Raw genomic sequence first — 19,482 nt, 5'->3', positions numbered from 1 at the left:
AAAACCACGGTCGTGGGTTGAGTACACGCAGCACTACCCGATAACATGTAAATGTTTAGTTAAAAAATATGACGTAGTACGTAAATTCCAGCATTTTACGCTTTCCCAATCCCCATCTTTCCTTATACTCACTCAGGCAAACACTTTGTTACATCCTGAAAGATGCGCCAATAGAGCGTGCAAAGGATGAACAACATCACACTGAAAGGATCATGAAATGACTACGCAACGTTCATCGGGGCTACTCCAGCGTTTGGTTCAAGGGAGCCTGGTTAAACAAATTTTAATTGGGCTTATACTGGGAATTTTACTGGCTTTAGTTTCAAAACCTGCCGCAGAGGCAACGGGTCTGCTGGGCACCCTGTTCGTTGGTGCGCTGAAAGCTGTCGCGCCGGTTCTGGTACTGACGCTGGTGATGGCGTCTATCGCCAATCATCAACACGGTCAGAAAACCAATATTCGCCCGATTTTGTGGATGTATCTGCTCGGCACATTTTCAGCCGCGCTGACGGCGGTTGTGGTGAGCTTCCTCTTTCCGTCCACGCTGCAACTGACAACTGGCGCCACGGATATCACGCCGCCGAGCGGCATTGTCCAGGTGATACACGGGCTGCTGATGAGCATCGTTGCGAACCCGATCCATGCGCTGATCAACGCCAACTACATCGGTATTCTGGTGTGGGCTATCGGCCTGGGCTTTGCGCTGCGCCACAGTAATCAAACCACCAAAAATCTGGTGAACGATCTGTCCGACGCCGTCACCTTTATTGTGAAACTGGTGATTCGTTTCGCGCCGATCGGTATCTTTGGCCTGGTCGCCTCAACGCTCGCCACTACGGGCTTCTCAGCGCTGTGGGGCTATGCGCAACTGTTACTGGTGCTGATTGGCTGTATGGCGATTGTGGCGCTGGTCATCAACCCGCTGCTGGTCTTTTTACAGATCCGCCGCAACCCGTATCCGCTGGTTCTCACCTGCCTGCGTGAAAGCGGCGTGACCGCCTTCTTTACCCGTAGCTCCGCTGCAAATATTCCGGTGAATATGTCGCTGTGCGAAAAACTGAATCTGGACAGAGATACCTATTCTGTTTCCATCCCGCTGGGAGCAACCGTCAATATGGCCGGTGCGGCAATCACGATTACCGTGCTGACGCTGGCGGCGGTGTATACGCTGGGTATTCCGGTTGATCTGCCGACGGCGCTGCTGCTAAGCGTGGTGGCATCGCTGTGCGCATGCGGCGCTTCTGGCGTGGCGGGCGGTTCACTGTTGCTGATTCCGCTGGCGTGCAACATGTTCGGTATTCCGAACGAAATCGCCATGCAGGTGGTTGCGGTTGGCTTCATTATCGGCGTGTTGCAGGACTCCTGCGAGACCGCAATCAACTCCTCTACCGACGTTATGTTTACCGCCGCGGTATGTCAGGCGGAAGACGCGCGTTTAGCGAAAAGCGCGCTGCGTAGCTAAATAACCACAAGCCTGATGGCGCTGCGCTTATCAGGCCTACAACGTCCCACTCGTAGGCCGGATAAGACGTTTACGTCGCCATCCGGCATTTTTCATTGCCTGATGGCGCTGCGCTTATCAGGCCTACAACGCCCCACTCACAGGCCGGATAAGACGTTTACGTCGCCATCCGGCATTTTTTTACAGCGTTACGCCGCTTTTGAAAATCGCCAGCTCACGGAAATCATTGCGCTCATTGCAGGTCTGCTTGCCGTTGGCAAACGCCACAATCGTATCCACAAATTCATTCAACAACTGCGGCATCGCCTTACCGTGAATCAACTGCCCGGCGTCAAAATCGATCCAGTGCTTCTTCTTCGCCGCCAGTTCGCTGTTGGTGGCGATCTTCACCGTCGGGACAAACCCGCCATATGGCGTACCGCGGCCGGTACTGAACAGCACCATGTGGCAACCCGCGCCCGCCAGCGCGCTGGTGGCGACCGCATCGTTGCCTGGCGCGCTTAACAGATTCAGACCGCGCGTTTTCAGGCGCTCACCGTAGCGCAGCACATCCACAACCTGGCTGGAACCCGCCTTCTGCGTGCACCCCAGAGACTTGTCTTCCAGCGTCGTAATCCCGCCCGCCTTGTTACCCGGCGACGGATTTTCATAAATCGGCTGGTCATGAGCGATAAAGTATTGCTTGAAGTCATTGACCATTGTCACCAGTTTTTCAAACGTCTCTTCATCACGGCAATGGCTCATCAACAGCTGTTCTGCACCGAACATTTCCGGCACTTCCGTCAGCACCGTCGTCCCGCCGTTAGCGATAACATAGTCGGAGAAGCGCCCCAGCATCGGGTTCGCGGTAATACCGGACAGCCCATCTGAACCACCGCATTCCAGACCAAACTTAAGTTCGCTCAGTTTGCCCGGCACGCGTTTGTCATGGCGCATCACGTTATACAACTGATGAAGATGCTCAACGCCCGCCTCCACTTCATCGTCCTGCTGTTGGCAGGTCATGAAATGAACGCGTTCAGGGTCGAACTCGCCCAGCGTCTCGCGAAAGGCATCCACCTGATTGTTTTCGCAACCCAGTCCAATCACCAGCACCGCCCCCGCATTCGGGTGACGCACCATGTTTTGCAGCATGGTGCGGGTATTGATGTGATCGTCGCCAAGCTGAGAACAGCCGTAGGTGTGGCTGAAGAGGAAAACGCCGTCAGTTCCTTCGGCATCAAAAGTCTCTTTCAGGAAACGGTTCTGGATCTGCCGCGCAATGCCGTTGACACAGCCGACGGTCGGCAGAATCCACAGCTCATTGCGCACGCCGACGTCTCCGTTGGCACGGCGATAAATCTGTACATCGCGATCCGCCGGTTGTACTTCAGGGGCCTGAAAATCGGGTTGATAGCTGTACTCATCCAAATCGCTGAGGTTAGTCCGGGTATTGTGGGCATGAATATGCTCACCCGCCGCGACGTCCACCAACGTATGGCCGATAGGCAGGCCATATTTGATGACGTTCTCCCCCTGCGCAATATCGCGTAAGGCAAACTTATGACCGCGTACGACATCCTGACGTAGCGTCACGGTATGGTTATCGACGCTGACCTCAGCGCCCTGCGTTAAATCGGCCAACGCTACCGCAACGTTATCCAGCGTATGGATCCTGATGTATTGCATATCAACCCCAGACCTTAGTTCAGTTCAATGGCGAAATAGTCGCGCGCATTGTTGAAGCAGATGTTTCGTACCATTTCACCCAGCAACTGGATATCCGCCGGCGCTTCGCCCGCGTTAACCCAGCGGCCTATCATCTGGCACAGGATGCGACGGAAATATTCATGGCGGGTATAAGACAGGAAGCTGCGGCTGTCGGTCAGCATACCGACGAAGCGGCTCAGCAGGCCAAGCTGCGCCAGTTGCGTCATCTGACGCTCCATCCCGTCTTTCTGATCGTTGAACCACCAGCCGGAACCAAACTGCATCTTGCCCGGCATCCCTTCGCCCTGGAAATTGCCGATCATGGTGCCCAGCACTTCGTTATCGCGCGGGTTCAGACAGTACAGGATGGTTTTCGGCAGCAGATTTTCTTCATTCTGCTTGCTCAGCAATTTTGACAGCTCTTCCGCCAGCGGACGATCGTTGATGGAATCGAAGCCGACATCCGGCCCCAGCAGTTTGAACTGGCGCTGGTTGTTATTACGCAGCGCGCCGATGTGGTACTGCTGCACCCAACCGCGACGCGCATATTCCGCGCCCAGCCACACCAGTACGGCCGTTTTGAACTGCGCGACCTCATGCTCGCTCAGGGTCTCGCCCGCCAGACGGCGCGCCAGAATGCTGTCCAGTTCAGCGTCGCTGGCTTCAGCAAACATAACGACGTCAAGCGCGTGGTCAGAAACCTTACAGCCGTGGGCGGCAAAATGATCCAGACGCTGAGTCAGCGCGGCTTGCAGATCGGTGAAGCGGCGAATATCGGTATCCGATACTTCGCCCAGCTTCGTCATGTAATCACCAAAGGTTGCCTGCTCAATGTTAAACGCTTTATCAGGGCGCCAGCTCGGCAGCACTTTAACGGTGAACGTGCTGTCTTTCGCGACCGTGGCGTGGTGCTCCAGCGAATCGACAGGATCGTCGGTAGTGCCGACCATTTTTACATTCATCTGCTGCATGATTCCCCGCGCGGAGAATGCATCCTGCGCCAGCAATTCATTGCAACGATCCCAGATCTCATCTGCCGTCGCAGGCGACAGCAGCTTACCTGTAATACCAAATGGGCGACGCAGTTCAAGGTGCGTCCAGTGATATAACGGGTTGCCGATCGTGTGCGGCACCGTGGCGGCCCAGGCCTCGAACTTCTCACGATCGGACGCATCGCCCGTACACAGACGCTCAGCAACGCCATTGGTGCGCATCGCTCGCCATTTATAGTGGTCGCCTTTCAGCCAGATATCATACAGGTTGTTAAAACGGTAGTTTTCCGCGATCTGCTGCGGCGGCAGGTGGCAATGATAGTCGAAGATGGGCTGATCTTTTGCGTAATCATGGTACAGACGGCGGGCAAACTCGGTATCCAGCAGAAAATCTTCAGTCATAAACGGGGTCATTATCGTCTTCCTCTCAACGAGTGCGTCAGATTGCTTATGTTTTGATGCTGTCAAAGTTATCACACCAATTTCCAGACCCTGAAGATATTTTCGTGAGTTGGATCAATAAAAACCAACAAATAAATTACCCCTAAAAGAGTAAACAGCGCTCCAGGCCGCGCCATTGCTGGTATTTCTAAATCGAAATAATGACCACACTAAGAATCCTGCATTTGTGATGTCACTCACCTTTTGAAGTTGTATGACAAGTTATCTTTCTGGCCGTCGCGATACATAAGCCGACGGAATGCAAAGTTATCGATGGTTAAGACATCGAATTGACCGGTACGGAAACCGAATTAGCACGATGACTCATGGCAACGTTCGGGGCGTACCGGCTTTTTTTCGGTTATCCCGTCGTCAATAACTTCCCCGCTCAGCGCAGGAAGATAACCGCGATTGTTGCGGAAATAACAAAACGATGAGGTTTTACATGCGTAAAATTAAAGGGTTACGTTGGTATATGATTGCACTGGTGACATTAGGCACCGTGCTGGGCTATCTGACGCGTAACACTGTGGCGGCGGCTGCGCCAACGCTGATGGAAGAGTTACACATCTCCACACAACAGTATTCCTATATCATCGCAGCCTATTCTGCTGCTTACACTGTCATGCAACCCGTAGCCGGTTACGTACTGGATGTTCTCGGTACGAAAGTGGGTTACGCCATGTTCGCCGTTCTGTGGGCCGTATTCTGCGGCGCAACCGCACTGGCTGGAAGCTGGGGCGGCCTGGCGCTGGCGCGCGGCGCGGTCGGCGCTGCTGAAGCCGCGATGATCCCGGCGGGCCTGAAAGCCAGCTCTGAATGGTTCCCGGCAAAAGAACGCTCTATTGCGGTCGGCTACTTTAACGTCGGCTCTTCCATCGGCGCGATGATTGCGCCTCCGCTGGTCGTCTGGGCTATCGTGATGCACAGCTGGCAGATGGCGTTTATTATTTCCGGCGTGCTGAGCTTCATCTGGGCAATGGCCTGGCTGGTGTTCTATAAACACCCGCGCGACCAGAAAAAGCTGACGGATGCAGAACGCGACTACATCATTGGCGGTCAGGAAGCGCAGCACAAAGACAATACCGCGAAGAAAATGTCTCTCGCGCAGATCCTGCGTAACCGCCAGTTCTGGGGTATCGCCCTGCCACGTTTCCTGGCGGAACCGGCATGGGGAACCTTCAACGCCTGGATCCCGCTGTTCATGTTTAAAGTGTACGGCTTTAACCTGAAAGAGATCGCCATGTTTGCCTGGATGCCCATGCTGTTTGCCGACTTAGGCTGCATCATCGGCGGTTATCTGCCGCCGCTGTTCCAGCGCTGGTTCGGCGTAAACCTGATCGTCTCCCGTAAAATGGTCGTTACCCTGGGCGCGCTGCTGATGATTGGCCCAGGCATGATCGGCCTGTTCACCAGTCCGTATATCGCCATCATGCTGCTTTGCATCGGCGGTTTCGCTCACCAGGCGCTGTCCGGCGCGCTGATTACGCTCTCTTCTGACGTCTTCGGCCGTAATGAAGTGGCAACCGCGAATGGCCTGACCGGGATGTCCGCCTGGCTGGCGAGCACATTGTTTGCTCTGGTGGTCGGCGCGCTGGCTGACACCATCGGCTTCAGCCCGCTGTTCGCGGTACTGGCGGTATTCGACCTGCTCGGCGCGCTGGTTATCTGGACGGTGCTGCAAAACAAACCGGCCAGCGAGGCGGGGCCCGGGTCGCAGGTCAATCACCCCGCAACGCAAAGTTGACCTGACCTGCGCCATCATCCAACAAGGTTTACTCATCCAAAGCCGCCTGTTAAACAGGCGGCTTTTTCAACGGTACAAGTGGAGCCAGCCTCGCAAAAGTGGTATAACAAATATAGTCTGCCGTCTTATGCCTGGAGCGCATATGGAAATCACCGAACCACGACGTTTGTATCAACAACTTGCTGCTGACCTGAAAGAGCGCATCGAACAGGGCGTCTACCTTGTGGGCGATAAACTCCCTGCCGAACGCTTTATTGCCGATGAGAAAAACGTCAGCCGTACGGTGGTTCGTGAAGCGATTATCATGCTGGAGGTCGAAGGCTACGTAGAAGTCCGCAAAGGTTCCGGCATCCACGTCATTTCAAATCAACCGAAATATTATGTCGCCCCGGATGAAAACCTTGAGTTCGCCAATTATGGCCCGTTCGAACTTCTCCAGGCGCGCCAGTTGATAGAAAGCAATATTGCCGAGTTTGCCGCCACGCAGGTGACGAAACAGGACATTATGAAGCTGATGGAAATCCAGGAGAAAGCGCGTAACGAAAAATGTTTCCGCGACTCCGAATGGGATCTCCAGTTCCATGTGCAGGTCGCGCTGGCGACGCAAAATACCGCGCTGGCCGCCATTGTCGAAAAAATGTGGACTCAGCGCGTACATAACCCGTACTGGAAAAAACTGCACGATCATATTGATTCACGCACCGTCGATAACTGGTGCGACGATCATGACCATATTCTCAAGGCGCTGATTCGCAAAGATCCTCATGCCGCGAAACTGGCAATGTGGCAGCATCTGGAGAACACCAAACAGATGCTGTTTAACGAAACCAGCGACGATTTCGAATTTAACGCCGACCGCTATCTTTTTGCTGAAAATCCCGTTGTTCATCTGGACACCGCCGCTAACGGGGCAAAATAGACAATCTTACGCTGGCAGGCGCATCAGGGCGCCTGTCTGCGACGCCGCTCAGTAAGCGTAAGATATAAAGTGTCAGCCTGTGTAAATCCTCTCGCCACCCACCTTTGTGATAAGCAAAATCATATTTTAACGACGTGCGATTTCTATAACGGACTACGTCGACCTTTGTTACAATTAGATGCATTTTGAATTTTTGTGTGTTAGTGCTTGCTTACTTCACAACTTAACAAGGAATGGTTCAGGCCGCGATTTTGCGCCCGTCCGCAACCCAAGTAGAAAATGAATAATGTTGCGGTATTGCAAACTCAAAAAACCGGCGTGACGTTAACCGATTCTCCAGGAATACTGAATGGAACTACTGACTCAATTACTGAATGCCCTGTGGGCTCAGGATTTTGAAACACTCGCCAACCCTTCCATGATTGGCATGCTTTATTTCGTACTATTTATGATTTTGTTCCTGGAAAATGGGTTGCTTCCTGCTGCCTTTTTACCTGGTGACAGTTTGCTGGTGCTGGTCGGCGTACTTATCGCCAAAGGCGCAATGGGGTTTCCGCAAACGCTCCTGCTGTTAACCGTGGCCGCCAGCCTGGGCTGCTGGGTCAGTTATATTCAGGGGCGATGGCTGGGCAACACGCGTATTGTACAAAACTGGCTGTCGCATCTGCCCGCGCATTATCATCAGCGCGCTCACCATTTGTTCCATAAACATGGCCTGTCCGCGCTGTTAATTGGCCGTTTTATCGCTTTCGTTCGTACCTTGTTACCCACTATCGCGGGTCTGTCCGGCCTTAATAACGCGCGCTTTCAATTCTTTAACTGGATGAGCGGGTTGTTGTGGGTCCTGATCCTGACCTCGCTGGGTTACTTGCTGGGCAAAACGCCTGTATTCCTGAAGTATGAAGACCAACTGATGTCATGTCTGATGCTGCTGCCGGTGGTGCTGCTGGTCTTTGGGCTGGCGGGTTCGCTGGTGGTGCTCTGGAAAAAGAAATACGGAAATCGGGGATAGAGTATGGTGAAACCACGCATAACGCTTCGACAACTGGCCTGGACAACCTCTTTTCTCGTGCTGATGAGCGTGCTTTTTCTCGTCTGGTCGACCATTCGCCAGCAGGAATCCACGCTGGCCATTCGCGCCATCCATCAGGGCGTCAGTATGCCGGACGGCTTTTCCATCTGGCATCATCTGGACGCTAACGGCATTCGCTTCAAAAGCATCACGCCACAAAATGACGCGCTGCTCATTACGTTTGACTCCAGCGCGCAAAGCGCGGCGGCTAAGGCCGTGCTGGACAGAACGTTGCCGCATGGCTATATCATCGCCCAACAGAACGGCGACAGCCAGGCCGTACAGTGGTTGACCCGCTTACGGGATAACCCACATCGCTTCGGTTAATGTCCAGGAATCCGAATCATATCACCCACTTTGGTGATTTCGCCGTTTACTGACTATGATTAATAAGGCGGACTTATTGTCCGCCGTGTTATGACCTGGATCATCGTCCCCCGGTAACGGGTTCGAATCACAATGGAAGGTTCAAGAATGAAATACCGCATCGCTTTCGCTATTACCCTTTTCACGCTCAGTGCAGGCAGCTATGCCAATACCCTCTGTCAGGAAAAAGAGCAGGATATACAGAAGGAAATTAGCTACGCCGAAAAGCACAACAACCAGAACCGCATTAATGGTTTGAATAAAGCGCTCAGCGAACTCAGAGCAAACTGCACCGACAGTAAACTGCGTGCTGACCATCAGAAAAAGATCGCAAAACAAAAAGATGAGATTGCTGAACGTCAGCGTGATCTGGTCGAAGCAAAACAAAAAGGCGATGCGGATAAAATTGCGAAACGTGAACGCAAGCTGGCTGAAGCTCAGGATGACCTGAAAAAGCTTGAGGCACGCGACTACTAAGTCAAATCAAACGTTAACGACTCACTCACCTGGAGAAAACTATGTCGAAAGATAACACTACGGAACATCTGCGCGCTGAGTTGAAATCCCTGGCTGATACGCTCGAAGAGGTGCTTAGCTCCTCTGGCGATAAGTCGAAAGAAGAGTTGAGTAAGATTCGTAGCAAAGCCGAGCGCGCGCTGAAAGAAAGCCGCAACCGTCTGGGCGAAACCGGCGATGCGATTGCCAAACAAACCCGCGAAGCCGCAGCGCGCGCTGACGACTATGTACGCGAGAACCCGTGGACGGGCGTCGGCATTGGCGCAGCCGTTGGTGTGGTGCTGGGCGTACTGCTGACGCGTCGTTAATTATGGCGGATTCTCATCACGCGCAGGGGCCAGGCAAAAGCGTTCTGGGCATCGGGCAGCGGATTGTCACTATCCTTGTTGAGATGGTAGAAACCCGGCTGCGACTGGCGGTTGTGGAACTGGAAGAGGAAAAAGCGAATCTCTTTCAGCTTCTGCTGATGCTGGGGCTGACCATGCTTTTCGCGGCGTTCGGTCTGATGAGCCTGATGGTGCTTATCATCTGGGCGGTTGACCCCCAGTATCGCCTCAATGCAATGATCGCCACCACCGTTGTGTTGCTGGTTCTGGCGCTGATCGGCGGACTCTGGACGTTACACAAAGCCCGCCAGTCAACGCTGTTACGCCATACGCGTCATGAACTGGCTAACGACCGGCAAATTCTGGAGGATGACAAGCCGTGAGCAGTAAAGTCGAACGTCAAAAGCGTAAGGCGTTGCTGCTCAGCCAAATCCAGCAGCAAAGGCTGGACCTTTCAGCCGGTCGTCGCGACTGGCTGGAAGCGACGGACAGTTGGGATCGCGGCTGGAACACGCTGATCAGCCTGCGTTCCTGGGCGCTGGTCGGCAGCAGCGTTATGGCTATCTGGACAATTCGCCACCCGAATCTGCTGGTGCGCTGGGCAAAACGCGGTTTTGGCATCTGGAGCGCCTGGCGGCTGGTCAAAAGCACGATCCGAAAACAGCAGCTACGCGGCTGATTCCTGCCCCCTTCCTCCTCGCCATCCGGCATAACGCCCGATGGCGCTACGCTTATCGGGCCTACGTATTGCTGTTGATCCAATAAGGTGTTTACACCGCCATCCGGCAATCTGTGCCCTGTCACTCAAAATTTTTGAAAATTATTGACAGTTTTCCTTGCTAACAATTGTTACATGTCACGTTTATGATTCTCTCCATCAACCGCAACGACGCGACATTCCGCGTGATTGCACAAAAAATGAAATCAGCAGCCTGAGTGGTTCCCTGGAGAGTAAAATGAAAAAATTAGAAGATGTTGGTGTACTGGTAGCGCGCATTCTGATGCCCATTCTGTTTATCACCGCAGGTTGGGGAAAAATCACCGGTTATGCGGGTACCCAACAATACATGGAAGCGATGGGGGTTCCGGGGTTCCTGTTACCGCTGACTATCCTGCTTGAGTTTGGCGGCGGTCTGGCGATTCTGTTCGGTTTCCTGACCCGTACAACGGCGCTGTTTACCGCAGGCTTTACCCTGCTGACCGCGTTCATCTTCCACAGCAACTTTGCGGAAGGCGTGAACTCACTGATGTTCATGAAAAACCTGACCATCGCAGGCGGTTTCCTGCTGCTGGCCATCACAGGGCCAGGCGCATTCAGCATCGACCGCGTCCTGAATAAAAAGTGGTAAGCACGCTATACTGAATCAAAAAACGAGGGGATATTCTCCTCGTTTTTGCTATCTGGAGGAGAGAGAAAATGGGACAACTGATTGACGGCGTATGGCATGACACCTGGTATGACACCAAGTCTACGGGGGGGAAATTTCAACGTTCTGTATCGGCTTTCCGTAACTGGCTCACCGCTGATGGCGCGCCGGGTCCGACTGGCGAAGGGGGCTTTGCCGCCGAAAAAGATCGCTATCACCTGTATGTTTCACTTGCCTGCCCGTGGGCGCATCGCACGCTGATCCTGCGTAAGCTCAAGGGGCTGGAACCGTTTATCTCCGTTTCTGTTGTGAATCCGCTGATGCTGGAGAATGGCTGGACGTTTGATGATAATTTCCCGGCGGCAACCGGTGATACGCTGTATCAACACGAGTTTCTGTATCAACTCTATCTGCATGCCGATCCGCACTACAGCGGTCGCGTCACCGTACCGGTATTGTGGGATAAAAAGAATCACACCATCGTCAGTAATGAATCGGCAGAAATCATTCGCATGTTCAATACCGCATTCGATGCGCTAGGCGCCAAAGCCGGGGATTACTACCCGACGGCCCTGCGCGGAAAAATTGACGAGCTCAATAGCTGGATTTATGACAACGTCAACAACGGCGTGTACAAAGCCGGGTTCGCCACCAGCCAGCAGGCCTATGATGAAGCCGTAGAGAAAGTGTTCGAGTCACTGGCGCGTCTGGAGCAAATTCTGGGGCAGCACCGTTACCTGACCGGCGACCAGTTAACCGAGGCGGACATTCGCCTGTGGACCACGCTGGTGCGTTTTGACCAGGTTTACGTTACGCACTTCAAGTGCGACAAATACCGCATCAGCGATTACCTGAACCTTTATGGTTTCCTGCGCGATATCTGGCAGATGCCCGGCATTGCGGAAACCGTCAACTTCGACCATATCCGTAACCACTACTTCCGTAGCCACAAAACCATCAACCCGACGGGGATTATCTCCATTGGCCCGTTGCAGGATCTCAATGAGCCTCACGGACGCGACGTCCGCTTTGCAAAAGCGGGATAATCCCTTTACGCCGCCACCAGGAAACAGCCTGGTGGCGGCGCTGACTCGCCTTACCCGCCCGGTGCATTAAACACATTAATCATTCGAATATTTACCACCATTCCATTCACGGCTATTCTTATTTAAAAACAAGTGATTGACCGTATGTTGAGGCGAAAATGGACTGGTATTTAAAAGTATTGAAGAACTATATCGGCTTTGGCGGCCGCGCGCGTCGTAAAGAGTACTGGATGTTTATTCTGGTCAACGTCATTTTTACGTTCGTGCTGGGCGTGCTGGACAAGATGTTCGGCTGGCAACGCGCCGGGGGCGAAGGCGTGCTGACAACCATTTATGGCATTCTGATTTTCTTACCGTGGTGGGCAGTACAGTTCCGTCGGTTGCATGATACCGATCGTTCCGCATGGTGGCTGTTGCTGCTCCTCATCCCTGTTATTGGCTGGCTGGTCATCATCCTCTTTAACTGCCAGAACGGTACGCCAGGCGAAAACCGCTTCGGGCAGGACCCTAAAATTCTGCCCTGAAAGATGCCTGATGGCGCTGCGCTTATCAGGCCTACGCGAGCGCCTGCACCGCCATCCGGCTAAACCGGGCTTGCGCTCTTATCTGCTGGCAAACAGTTTCGGGATTTCCCGCAGGCACCAGGCTTTCGCCTCGCCCATGCTGTCGCGTCGCCAGGCCATAATAATATCAATTTCACTGGTCGATTCCGGGCTGACGACCCGCAGTCTTCCTTGTGCAATATCCTGTTCGACCAGCGGATACGGCATGGTCGCGACGCCCAGCCCGGCCAGCAAGGCCTGACGTTTGTCTTCAATGGTACTCACCGTCAGGCGCGGCTGTTTGTCCAGCAGCTGCACGGTCAATACCGGTCGCTCGCGGGCGGTATCCGCCACCGCCACACCACGATATTTCACGCGGGTCACTTCAGACAGCGGCTCCGGCTCCTGATGAATCGGATGGTCCGGCGCCGCCACGTAGACGTTCATCAGCGTATACAGCTTGCGGGAGTTAATTTCTGACGACGAGCGGAAATGCATATCCGGTGCAATCACAATATCGGCCCGCCCCTGCTCCAGACGCTCCCAGGCGCCCGCCAGCACTTCCGTGATCACCGAAAGCTGGGTGTTGGCTTTCGCGGCCAGTCGGTCAATCAGCGGGAAGAAGGCTGAGGTCGGCACCAGCGCTTCTGTCACCAGCGTCAGGTGCGTTTCCCAACCGCGCGCCAGCGCTTCGGCATCGGTGGTCAGCTTGTCTGCCGCTTCCAGCAATACGCGCCCGCGTTCCAGCAGCATACGCCCCACGTTGGTGAATTTTGTCCGATGGCCGGAACGGTCAAACAGCACCACATCCAGCTCTTCTTCCAGTTTTTGCATGGTGTAGCTGAGCGCGGATGGTACGCGACCTAACTCATCTGCCGCCGCCGCGAAGCTCCCGCGTCGATCTATTGCGTCCATGACGCGTAACGCTTCCAGTGTTAACGCCCTTTCTTTGGCCATATCGTTCTCATTCAGGAAATTTGAACATACCGGGCAGAATATCTGGCTAACAATGCAGCGTCCAGCCCCTTAACATAAAAGGAAGTAAAGAGAGGTCAAGAATTATGATTACTACCCGAACAGCCAAACAGTGCGGACAGGCAGACTACGGATGGTTGCAGGCCCGTTATACCTTCTCCTTTGGACACTACTTCGACCCTAAACTGCTGGGCTATGCCTCCCTGCGCGTACTCAACCAGGAAGTGCTGGCGCCGGGCGCCTCCTTCCAGCCGCGCACCTACCCGAAGGTGGATATTTTAAACCTGATTCTGGAAGGCGAAGCGGAATATCGCGACAGCGAAGGCAATCATGTCCAGGCGAAAGCGGGCGAAGCCCTGCTGCTCGCCACGCAGCCGGGCATTAGCTATAGCGAGCATAATCTCAGTAAAGATAAGTCGCTTACCAGGATGCAGCTATGGCTGGACGCCTGTCCTGAGCGGGAAAACCCGTTGGTACAGAAAACCACGCTAACCGCGGGCAAACAGCAACTCCTCGCCTCCCCGGATGGAGAACAGGACAGCCTGCAATTACGCCAGCAGGTCTGGGTGCACCATATTGAGCTGAAAAAAGGCGAGTCGCTGAGCTTTCAACTGCATGGCCCACGCGCCTATTTGCAGTCGATTCACGGTACGTTTCATGCGGTCACGCATAACGAGGAGCGAGAAGCGCTTACCTGCGGCGACGGCGCATTTATTCGTGATGAAGCTAACATAACGTTAGTTGCCGACACGCCATTGCGCGCTTTACTGATAGATTTGCCTGTGTAGTCAGAAAAAATAAGGGAGTTATGACTGTGAGCAAAAAATCGGCTAAAAAGCATCAATCCGTAACCCAACCCGCAGCACAGGATGCGGCAAACGCGCCCGGGAAATTTGGCTACGAGGAGATGCTAACCGAACTGGAAGCTATCGTCGCGGATGCAGAGATCCGGTTAGCGGAAGAAGATGAAGCCGCCTGAAAAGGCGGCTTCTGATTTCCGATAAACGCAATGCCGGATGGTGGCGTAAACGCCTTATCCGGCCTACAAACACAAGTTACCGTAGGCCTGATAAGCGCAGCGCCATCAGGCAAACCCGCGCCACCGGGTTAATGCGCCTTACTGGCCATAATTTCGATAACCTGACGGTCGGTTTGCTGCATTGCATGACAGGCCAACGCGCACAAATTCGAAATAGATTGCTCGACGTTATGCGCCACAATCCCTTCGTTGCCGGTTACCGCCGTATCATCCAGTGCCATTAACACCGCTTTCCAGGCCGCAGACGCGCTGGTCGATACCTTCATCGCACAGCTATTCGATGCGCCGTCGCATATCATCCCGCTCACGTCGCCGATCATACTGCTGATCGCCATCGCAATCGTGTTATAGCGGCCATCCATCAGCCACGCCATTCCTGCCGCCGCCCCCATTGCCGCCGTGGTCGCCGCACAGAGCGCTGACAGGCGTGGAAGCTGATGGTGAATGTAGATCGCGCTCAGGTGCGAGAGCATCAGGGCGCGCGCCAGACGTTCGTCATCCGCCCCCACATGCTCCGCCACCACCATTACGGGAACTGTCGCGGTGATCCCCTGATTGCCGGAGCCGGAGTTACTCATGGCTGGCAGCGTCGCGCCGCCCATCCGCGCATCCGAAGCTGCGCTGGTGCGAATCAGGATCGCCGTTGACAGATCGTCCGCCAGCAGACCGCGTGCGCACTGCTTTTGCAACGTCGCCCCGATATGCAGCCCCCAGGTGCCGCGCAATCCTTCCTGCGACAGCGCGCCGTTCAGTCTGGCGGCCTCCAGAATAAAGCGGATTGACGCAAACGGCACCGCATTCACAAACGCCAGAATCTCTTCCAGCGAGGTCTTTGATAAGACCGACAGCGGCGATTCTTGCGCCTCCCCCTGCACGCTTTCGGTCTGCGTAAAGATCACCCCAGTGTGAGTTTCAATGCGCACGATATTGGTGTGCCCGCCGACGATCGTTACGCAGGCCCACGCATCGCCGCTGTACACTTTAGCGCGTGAGAAGAGGATGTCGTCGCATGGCTCCTGCAACATCACCGACACCTTCCCGGCAGCCAGCATCGCTTTCGCATCCGCAATCGCCCCCGAAGAGGCGTTTTTCAACACTTCCAGCCCCGCGCTGGCATCGCCGCCAAGCGCCCCCAGCGCTGCCGCAATGGGAAGCCCAACCATCCCGGTACCCGGCACGGTGACGCCCAGGCCATTCTTCATCAGGTTCGGCGAGACCCACGCGTCAACGCGTTCAACTTCGCCGTCAAGTTCAGCCGCGGCAACCGCCGCCGCCAGCGCCAGAGAGACAGGTTCCGTACATCCCAGTGCCGGTTTTACCTCTTCCTGTACTGCGAGGATAAAACGCTGCCATAACGGATTTTCTGTAGACTCAAACATAACAACAACCTTACTTTCAGGAAGATCAAGCAAATGCCAGGAACGGAGAAACGCACAGCAGCAAACCCGTGACGATAATCAGATACAGAGACGCGCCCTTGTATTTGTGCAGTGCAGGAACTTTGTAGACCAGCCAGGCCGGGATCAAACATCCCACCATGCCGAAGATCGGGCTACAGATAGAGGTGAAACTCAGCACCGGCGCATTCAGCACAATGGCGCTCCAGGCCAGTAAGATGGCGAAAACCATAATGCCGCGCTGCACGAAGCGTTCGTTAATCTTCTCGACAGGCATTCTGCGGCGCAGCAGGTTCATCACAATTCCCTGAGTCGCTTCGCGAAAGCCTAAGTAAACGCCGAAGAACGCGGTCATAACGGCAAAGATATTCAGGATCACGCTGACCACTTTCACCCAGCCCGCACCCGCGCCGCTAATAAACTGCGCGGCGATCGCCAGTGCAGAGATGTTCTGCTCGTAGGCTTTGACCGCTTCGTCATGCCCCATCGCCAGGGTGAAAGAGACCGCGTAGAAAAAGACGGTAACAAACAGAATGCCGAACGCGATGTTCATGGCGCGCAGCGCTTTATGCCGTGCGACCTCAATGGATTTTTCGCGTGAACGATAAGAGATCACCATCGGACTCAAGGTCTGGATAAACAGGATGGAGGTCAGCGTAAACGGCAAGGTGATGATGGCGTTTTTAATCAACAGCGCCATCGGCGGCAGCGCGCCAATGTTGTACAAATGCCACATCCCGATCATTGAGACGCCGAGCGCCGCGACCACCAGCAGTTTAGTCAGCACCATGCCGGTCGAAATCTTGAACAGAAGCTGCTCACCGCGTGACGAGATCGCCACCAGAATGCAAATCAGCACCAGTCCATAAAACGGGCTGTCGGAGAGCAAACCTTCCGTGACGCCAAAGGTGTGCAGATAAGAGGCGCTGTCGTTAGTGATGGCGGTGGAGTAGACAAACATCCAGATCACCAGCATCACAAAGTAGAGTGCGCCTAACAGGATGCCCCAGTTTTTCCCCAGATAGCCGCTGATGACGCTCGGGTAGTCTTTACATTCCGGGGACTCCGCCAGCGTGTTGATGAACAGGCGCTGGAACAGATACATCGCGGGATAGCCGATAATAGAGGAGAGTAAAAAGACCCACAGCCCCATTAAACCGACCTGCACCGGGAGAAAAACAATCCCCGCGCCGATCGCCATACCAATACTCATGATGACCCAGCCCGTGTCGGTGCTGTCGAATTTAATGGCTTCGCGCCATTCGCTTTCGGTCATCCCTGCCCGGCGCGCCGGAGCTGATGCGTCGAGTATTACGCTGTTATTCGTTGCCGTTTCCATTACGTTCTCGCTTAATATGTAGGTAGAGTTTTTTATTATTTTTCCGTGCCGCATCAAGGCGATACGCGGTACGTCGTGCGCAGGCGAGTTATTGGAGTAGTGAGGGAATCATACGCGCAGGATCAGAGAAAAACTTCACAAACAAACCCCTGTAATTTCTAAAAGTTAAGAAATATTTTCTCTTTTACGGCAAAATAAAGAATTGAATTTCTATTTTTGAAGCAGATCACAACAAAAAAGGTGCACTAAAGTGCACCTTTTTATCATGCCATGTTGATTAATTCATTGCCGGATGGCGGCGCTTGCGCCTTCTCCGGCCTGCAAACGTACGTAAACCGTAGGCCTGATAAGCGCAGCGCCATCAGGCACGGCTATTCACCTCAGGTACAAACGACCTTAATCGCCAGCCCACCGCGCGAAGTCTCGCGGTACTTATCGTTCATATCCTTGCCGGTTTCATACATCGTCTCGATCACTTTATCGAGCGACACCCGTGGCTCAGACGTCCGCCGCAGCGCCATTCGCGCCGCATTCACCGCTTTTACCGCATTAATCGCGTTACGTTCAATGCAAGGAATTTGCACCTGCCCGGCCACCGGATCGCAGGTCAATCCCAGGTTGTGCTCCATCGCGATTTCCGCCGCAATGCAAACCTGCGATGGACTACCGCCCAGCAGTTCCGTCAGCCCTGCCGCCGCCATCGAGCAGGCGACGCCAACTTCACCCTGACAGCCCACTTCCGCACCGGAGATAGACGCATTCATCTTATACAGCGCGCCAATCGCGCCCGCAGCCAGCAGATAGCGGGCAATCGAGTTGGCATTCACCGGACGGCGGAACTTATCGTAATAAGCCAGTACAGCTGGAATAATGCCGCATGCGCCGTTAGTTGGCGCCGTTACGACCCGTCCTCCTGCCGCATTCTCTTCGCTGACGGCCAGCGCAAACATGTTGATCCAGTCGATAACGTTCATCGGGTCACTGGAGAGGCTGTCGCTGGAGACCAGCAGACGCCTTAACGCAACAGCGCGACGCGGCACATTCAGCGGCCCCGGCAGCACGCCCTCGGTGTTCATGCCGCGTTCAATCCCGGCGTGCATCACATCCCAGATGCGCGCGAATCCGGCGTCAATCTCCTCTTTGCTGCGCAGCGCCAGCTCGTTTTGCATCATCAGGCCAGAGACCGAAAGCCCGTTTCGCTCACACAGTTTCAGCAGTTCGCTGGCCGAGTGAAAATCATAAGGCACAGGCGTTTCGACATCATGCGCCTGCCCGAAACGCTCCTCTTCGACGATAAACCCGCCGCCGATGGAGTAATAGGTTTTGCTCAATAGCGTCTCTTGCCCGTTCCATGCCGTAATACGCATCCCGTTTTCATGGCGCGGTAGCGTTTCGGCGTGAAAGAGAATGCTGTCTGCTACCGGGAAATCAACAACGTGCGCTCCCTCGGCCACCGGCAGGCGTCCACTGCGCGTTACGTCTTCAATAAAGGTGGGAATCGCGTCGATATTCACGTTTTGCGGGCTGTTGCCTGCCAGCCCCATCATGATGGCGGTATCCGTCGCATGACCTTTCCCGGTCAGCGATAACGATCCATACAGATCAACCGTAATACGCGTCGTGCAAAGTAAATCACCCTTGCTGGTCAGTTGATCGATAAAACATTTTCCTGCATTCATCGGCCCTACGGTATGGGAGCTGGAAGGTCCAATGCCAATCTTAAAAATATCGAATGCGCTAATCATATCCAGAACCTCGGATTGCCGTTCAGTGGAGACCAGACATCAAATAGTTTCACACTCGTTTTTGGGATCGGGGCGATCCTGAAGATCGCCCCGCAGGGGGTTACAGCGTATCGCCACGCACCGCGATAGCTTCAATCTCCAGCTTCACATCCTTCGGCAAACGGGCGACCTGCACACAGCTGCGCGTAGGGTAAGTCGCCTGATGCTCATCAAAGAACTGCTGATACACCTCGTTGATGGTGGTGAAATCGTTCAGATCGGTAATGAACACGGTGGTCTTCACGATATCGCCCACTTTCAGGCCCGCAGCTTCCACGATCGCTTTGACGTTTTCCAGGCTCTGACGCGCCTGATCGACGACATTTTCCGCGACCTCGCCCGTTTGCGGGCATACCGGGATCTGACCTGAGGTCAGCACCATACTGCCCAAATCCACACCCTGTACGTAGGGGCCGATGGCCCCCGGTGCATGTTGGGTGGCAATAATCTTTCTCATAGCGCC

The 19,482-nt window shown here is 54.4% G+C and carries 20 protein-coding genes and 2 pseudogenes; 14 read left to right on the top strand and 8 right to left on the bottom strand.

The genetic code is table 11. From position 1 onward, the window contains the following. Positions 1–217 precede the first annotated feature (217 nt). Positions 218–1,462: a serine/threonine transporter SstT gene (sstT, locus tag FD428_RS03010; protein ID WP_012135229.1), complete on the top strand. Its 1,245-nt coding sequence runs from the start codon at positions 218–220 to the stop codon at positions 1,460–1,462. A 180-nt stretch (positions 1,463–1,642) separates the two neighbouring features. On the opposite strand, the gene FD428_RS03005 is transcribed toward sstT, so the two are convergent. Both FD428_RS03005 and uxaC read right to left on the bottom strand, forming a co-directional pair. Further along, entirely contained in the window at positions 1,643–3,130 is a 1,488-nt protein-coding gene (locus tag FD428_RS03005) for a UxaA family hydrolase (protein WP_012135230.1), read from the bottom strand. Between the two features lie 14 nt (positions 3,131–3,144). Further along, on the bottom strand, positions 3,145–4,557 hold the full coding sequence (gene uxaC / locus FD428_RS03000; RefSeq protein WP_114848357.1) for a glucuronate isomerase: 1,413 nt from the start codon (positions 4,555–4,557) through the stop codon (positions 3,145–3,147). A 472-nt stretch (positions 4,558–5,029) separates the two neighbouring features. Between uxaC and FD428_RS02995 the strand changes: the two genes are divergently transcribed. From FD428_RS02995 to FD428_RS02945, 11 genes and pseudogenes are all read left to right on the top strand, one after another. Next, a complete protein-coding gene (locus FD428_RS02995) occupies positions 5,030–6,331 on the top strand; it encodes an MFS transporter (protein ID WP_047463898.1) in 1,302 nt (433 codons plus the stop codon). Between the two features lie 142 nt (positions 6,332–6,473). Further along, entirely contained in the window at positions 6,474–7,250 is a 777-nt protein-coding gene (gene exuR, locus FD428_RS02990; RefSeq protein ID WP_012135233.1) for a transcriptional regulator ExuR, read from the top strand. 349 nt (positions 7,251–7,599) lie between these two features. Beyond that, positions 7,600–8,262 (top strand): DedA family general envelope maintenance protein YqjA, encoded by a 663-nt coding sequence (yqjA, locus tag FD428_RS02985; protein WP_012135234.1) that lies wholly within the window; start codon positions 7,600–7,602, stop codon positions 8,260–8,262. A 3-nt stretch (positions 8,263–8,265) separates the two neighbouring features. Next, complete coding sequence (gene mzrA, locus FD428_RS02980) at positions 8,266–8,649, top strand: EnvZ/OmpR regulon moderator MzrA (RefSeq protein ID WP_047461090.1); 384 nt, start codon at positions 8,266–8,268, stop codon at positions 8,647–8,649. A gap of 147 nt (positions 8,650–8,796) precedes the next feature. Next, complete coding sequence (locus tag FD428_RS02975) at positions 8,797–9,165, top strand: DUF1090 domain-containing protein (protein ID WP_049010354.1); 369 nt, start codon at positions 8,797–8,799, stop codon at positions 9,163–9,165. A 41-nt stretch (positions 9,166–9,206) separates the two neighbouring features. Next, complete coding sequence (locus FD428_RS02970) at positions 9,207–9,512, top strand: YqjD family protein (RefSeq protein WP_012135237.1); 306 nt, start codon at positions 9,207–9,209, stop codon at positions 9,510–9,512. A 2-nt stretch (positions 9,513–9,514) separates the two neighbouring features. Then, positions 9,515–9,920 (top strand): annotated as a pseudogene (locus FD428_RS02965) (phage holin family protein). Beyond that, positions 9,910–10,209 (top strand): YqjK-like family protein, encoded by a 300-nt coding sequence (locus FD428_RS02960; protein WP_012135239.1) that lies wholly within the window; start codon positions 9,910–9,912, stop codon positions 10,207–10,209. The pseudogene FD428_RS02965 and the gene FD428_RS02960 overlap by 11 nt, the downstream one beginning before the upstream one ends. Positions 10,210–10,486: 277 nt before the next feature. Beyond that, entirely contained in the window at positions 10,487–10,879 is a 393-nt protein-coding gene (locus FD428_RS02955; RefSeq protein ID WP_012135240.1) for a DoxX family protein, read from the top strand. Positions 10,880–10,947: 68 nt separating this feature from the next. Then, the gene (locus tag FD428_RS02950; RefSeq protein WP_049010352.1) at positions 10,948–11,943 is read left to right on the top strand and encodes a glutathione S-transferase family protein; all 996 of its coding nucleotides are present in this window, start codon (positions 10,948–10,950) and stop codon (positions 11,941–11,943) included. Between the two features lie 158 nt (positions 11,944–12,101). Continuing rightward, positions 12,102–12,467 (top strand): DUF805 domain-containing protein, encoded by a 366-nt coding sequence (locus tag FD428_RS02945; RefSeq protein ID WP_012135242.1) that lies wholly within the window; start codon positions 12,102–12,104, stop codon positions 12,465–12,467. A gap of 78 nt (positions 12,468–12,545) precedes the next feature. Here FD428_RS02945 and yhaJ read toward each other — a convergent pair whose 3' ends face one another. Beyond that, on the bottom strand, positions 12,546–13,442 hold the full coding sequence (gene yhaJ / locus FD428_RS02940) for a DNA-binding transcriptional regulator YhaJ (RefSeq protein WP_012135243.1): 897 nt from the start codon (positions 13,440–13,442) through the stop codon (positions 12,546–12,548). Between the two features lie 104 nt (positions 13,443–13,546). On the opposite strand from yhaJ, the gene FD428_RS02935 reads away from it, so the two are divergent. Both FD428_RS02935 and FD428_RS21705 read left to right on the top strand, forming a co-directional pair. Next, positions 13,547–14,248, top strand: coding sequence for a pirin family protein (locus tag FD428_RS02935; protein WP_071257775.1), 702 nt, complete (start codon positions 13,547–13,549; stop codon positions 14,246–14,248). A gap of 26 nt (positions 14,249–14,274) precedes the next feature. Further along, a complete protein-coding gene (locus FD428_RS21705) occupies positions 14,275–14,439 on the top strand; it encodes a hypothetical protein (protein ID WP_047463896.1) in 165 nt (54 codons plus the stop codon). Positions 14,440–14,471: 32 nt separating this feature from the next. Here FD428_RS21705 and FD428_RS21930 read toward each other — a convergent pair. The 5 genes and pseudogenes from FD428_RS21930 to FD428_RS02915 form a co-directional block, all read right to left on the bottom strand. Continuing rightward, positions 14,472–14,552 (bottom strand): annotated as a pseudogene (locus FD428_RS21930) (hypothetical protein); the annotation flags it as partial. A gap of 15 nt (positions 14,553–14,567) precedes the next feature. Next, the gene (locus FD428_RS02930) at positions 14,568–15,878 is read right to left on the bottom strand and encodes a serine dehydratase subunit alpha family protein (RefSeq protein WP_071257772.1); all 1,311 of its coding nucleotides are present in this window, start codon (positions 15,876–15,878) and stop codon (positions 14,568–14,570) included. A 25-nt stretch (positions 15,879–15,903) separates the two neighbouring features. Beyond that, complete coding sequence (locus FD428_RS02925) at positions 15,904–17,235, bottom strand: amino acid permease (protein WP_024130973.1); 1,332 nt, start codon at positions 17,233–17,235, stop codon at positions 15,904–15,906. Positions 17,236–17,615: 380 nt separating this feature from the next. Beyond that, positions 17,616–18,980 carry an L-serine ammonia-lyase gene (tdcG, locus tag FD428_RS02920; protein WP_112001528.1) on the bottom strand — a complete coding sequence of 455 codons (1,365 nt, stop codon included), beginning with the start codon at positions 18,978–18,980 and terminating at the stop codon, positions 17,616–17,618. 100 nt (positions 18,981–19,080) lie between these two features. Further along, entirely contained in the window at positions 19,081–19,476 is a 396-nt protein-coding gene (locus tag FD428_RS02915; protein ID WP_012135250.1) for an enamine/imine deaminase, read from the bottom strand. Positions 19,477–19,482 lie beyond the last annotated feature (6 nt).

Source organism: Citrobacter sp. TBCP-5362 (genome assembly GCF_005406305.1).
Lineage (GTDB): Bacteria > Pseudomonadota > Gammaproteobacteria > Enterobacterales > Enterobacteriaceae > Citrobacter_B > Citrobacter_B koseri.
This window is presented reverse-complemented; position numbering and strand designations above follow the sequence as displayed.

What these genes read in the sequence shown, in the direction of transcription:
- FD428_RS03005 (WP_012135230.1), bottom strand. Translation starts at nt 3,130, where the DNA reads ATGCAATACATCAGGATCCATACGCTGGATAACGTTGCGGTAGCGTTG.
- FD428_RS02935 (WP_071257775.1), top strand. Translation starts at nt 13,547, where the DNA reads ATGATTACTACCCGAACAGCCAAACAGTGCGGACAGGCAGACTACGGA.
- FD428_RS02925 (WP_024130973.1), bottom strand. Translation starts at nt 17,235, where the DNA reads ATGGAAACGGCAACGAATAACAGCGTAATACTCGACGCATCAGCTCCG.
- FD428_RS02930 (WP_071257772.1), bottom strand. Translation starts at nt 15,878, where the DNA reads ATGTTTGAGTCTACAGAAAATCCGTTATGGCAGCGTTTTATCCTCGCA.
- tdcG (WP_112001528.1), bottom strand. Translation starts at nt 18,980, where the DNA reads ATGATTAGCGCATTCGATATTTTTAAGATTGGCATTGGACCTTCCAGC.
- FD428_RS02975 (WP_049010354.1), top strand. Translation starts at nt 8,797, where the DNA reads ATGAAATACCGCATCGCTTTCGCTATTACCCTTTTCACGCTCAGTGCA.
- FD428_RS02955 (WP_012135240.1), top strand. Translation starts at nt 10,487, where the DNA reads ATGAAAAAATTAGAAGATGTTGGTGTACTGGTAGCGCGCATTCTGATG.
- FD428_RS02915 (WP_012135250.1), bottom strand. Translation starts at nt 19,476, where the DNA reads ATGAGAAAGATTATTGCCACCCAACATGCACCGGGGGCCATCGGCCCC.
- FD428_RS02950 (WP_049010352.1), top strand. Translation starts at nt 10,948, where the DNA reads ATGGGACAACTGATTGACGGCGTATGGCATGACACCTGGTATGACACC.
- mzrA (WP_047461090.1), top strand. Translation starts at nt 8,266, where the DNA reads ATGGTGAAACCACGCATAACGCTTCGACAACTGGCCTGGACAACCTCT.
- yqjA (WP_012135234.1), top strand. Translation starts at nt 7,600, where the DNA reads ATGGAACTACTGACTCAATTACTGAATGCCCTGTGGGCTCAGGATTTT.
- yhaJ (WP_012135243.1), bottom strand. Translation starts at nt 13,442, where the DNA reads ATGGCCAAAGAAAGGGCGTTAACACTGGAAGCGTTACGCGTCATGGAC.
- FD428_RS02945 (WP_012135242.1), top strand. Translation starts at nt 12,102, where the DNA reads ATGGACTGGTATTTAAAAGTATTGAAGAACTATATCGGCTTTGGCGGC.
- sstT (WP_012135229.1), top strand. Translation starts at nt 218, where the DNA reads ATGACTACGCAACGTTCATCGGGGCTACTCCAGCGTTTGGTTCAAGGG.
- uxaC (WP_114848357.1), bottom strand. Translation starts at nt 4,557, where the DNA reads ATGACCCCGTTTATGACTGAAGATTTTCTGCTGGATACCGAGTTTGCC.
- exuR (WP_012135233.1), top strand. Translation starts at nt 6,474, where the DNA reads ATGGAAATCACCGAACCACGACGTTTGTATCAACAACTTGCTGCTGAC.
- FD428_RS02995 (WP_047463898.1), top strand. Translation starts at nt 5,030, where the DNA reads ATGCGTAAAATTAAAGGGTTACGTTGGTATATGATTGCACTGGTGACA.
- FD428_RS02970 (WP_012135237.1), top strand. Translation starts at nt 9,207, where the DNA reads ATGTCGAAAGATAACACTACGGAACATCTGCGCGCTGAGTTGAAATCC.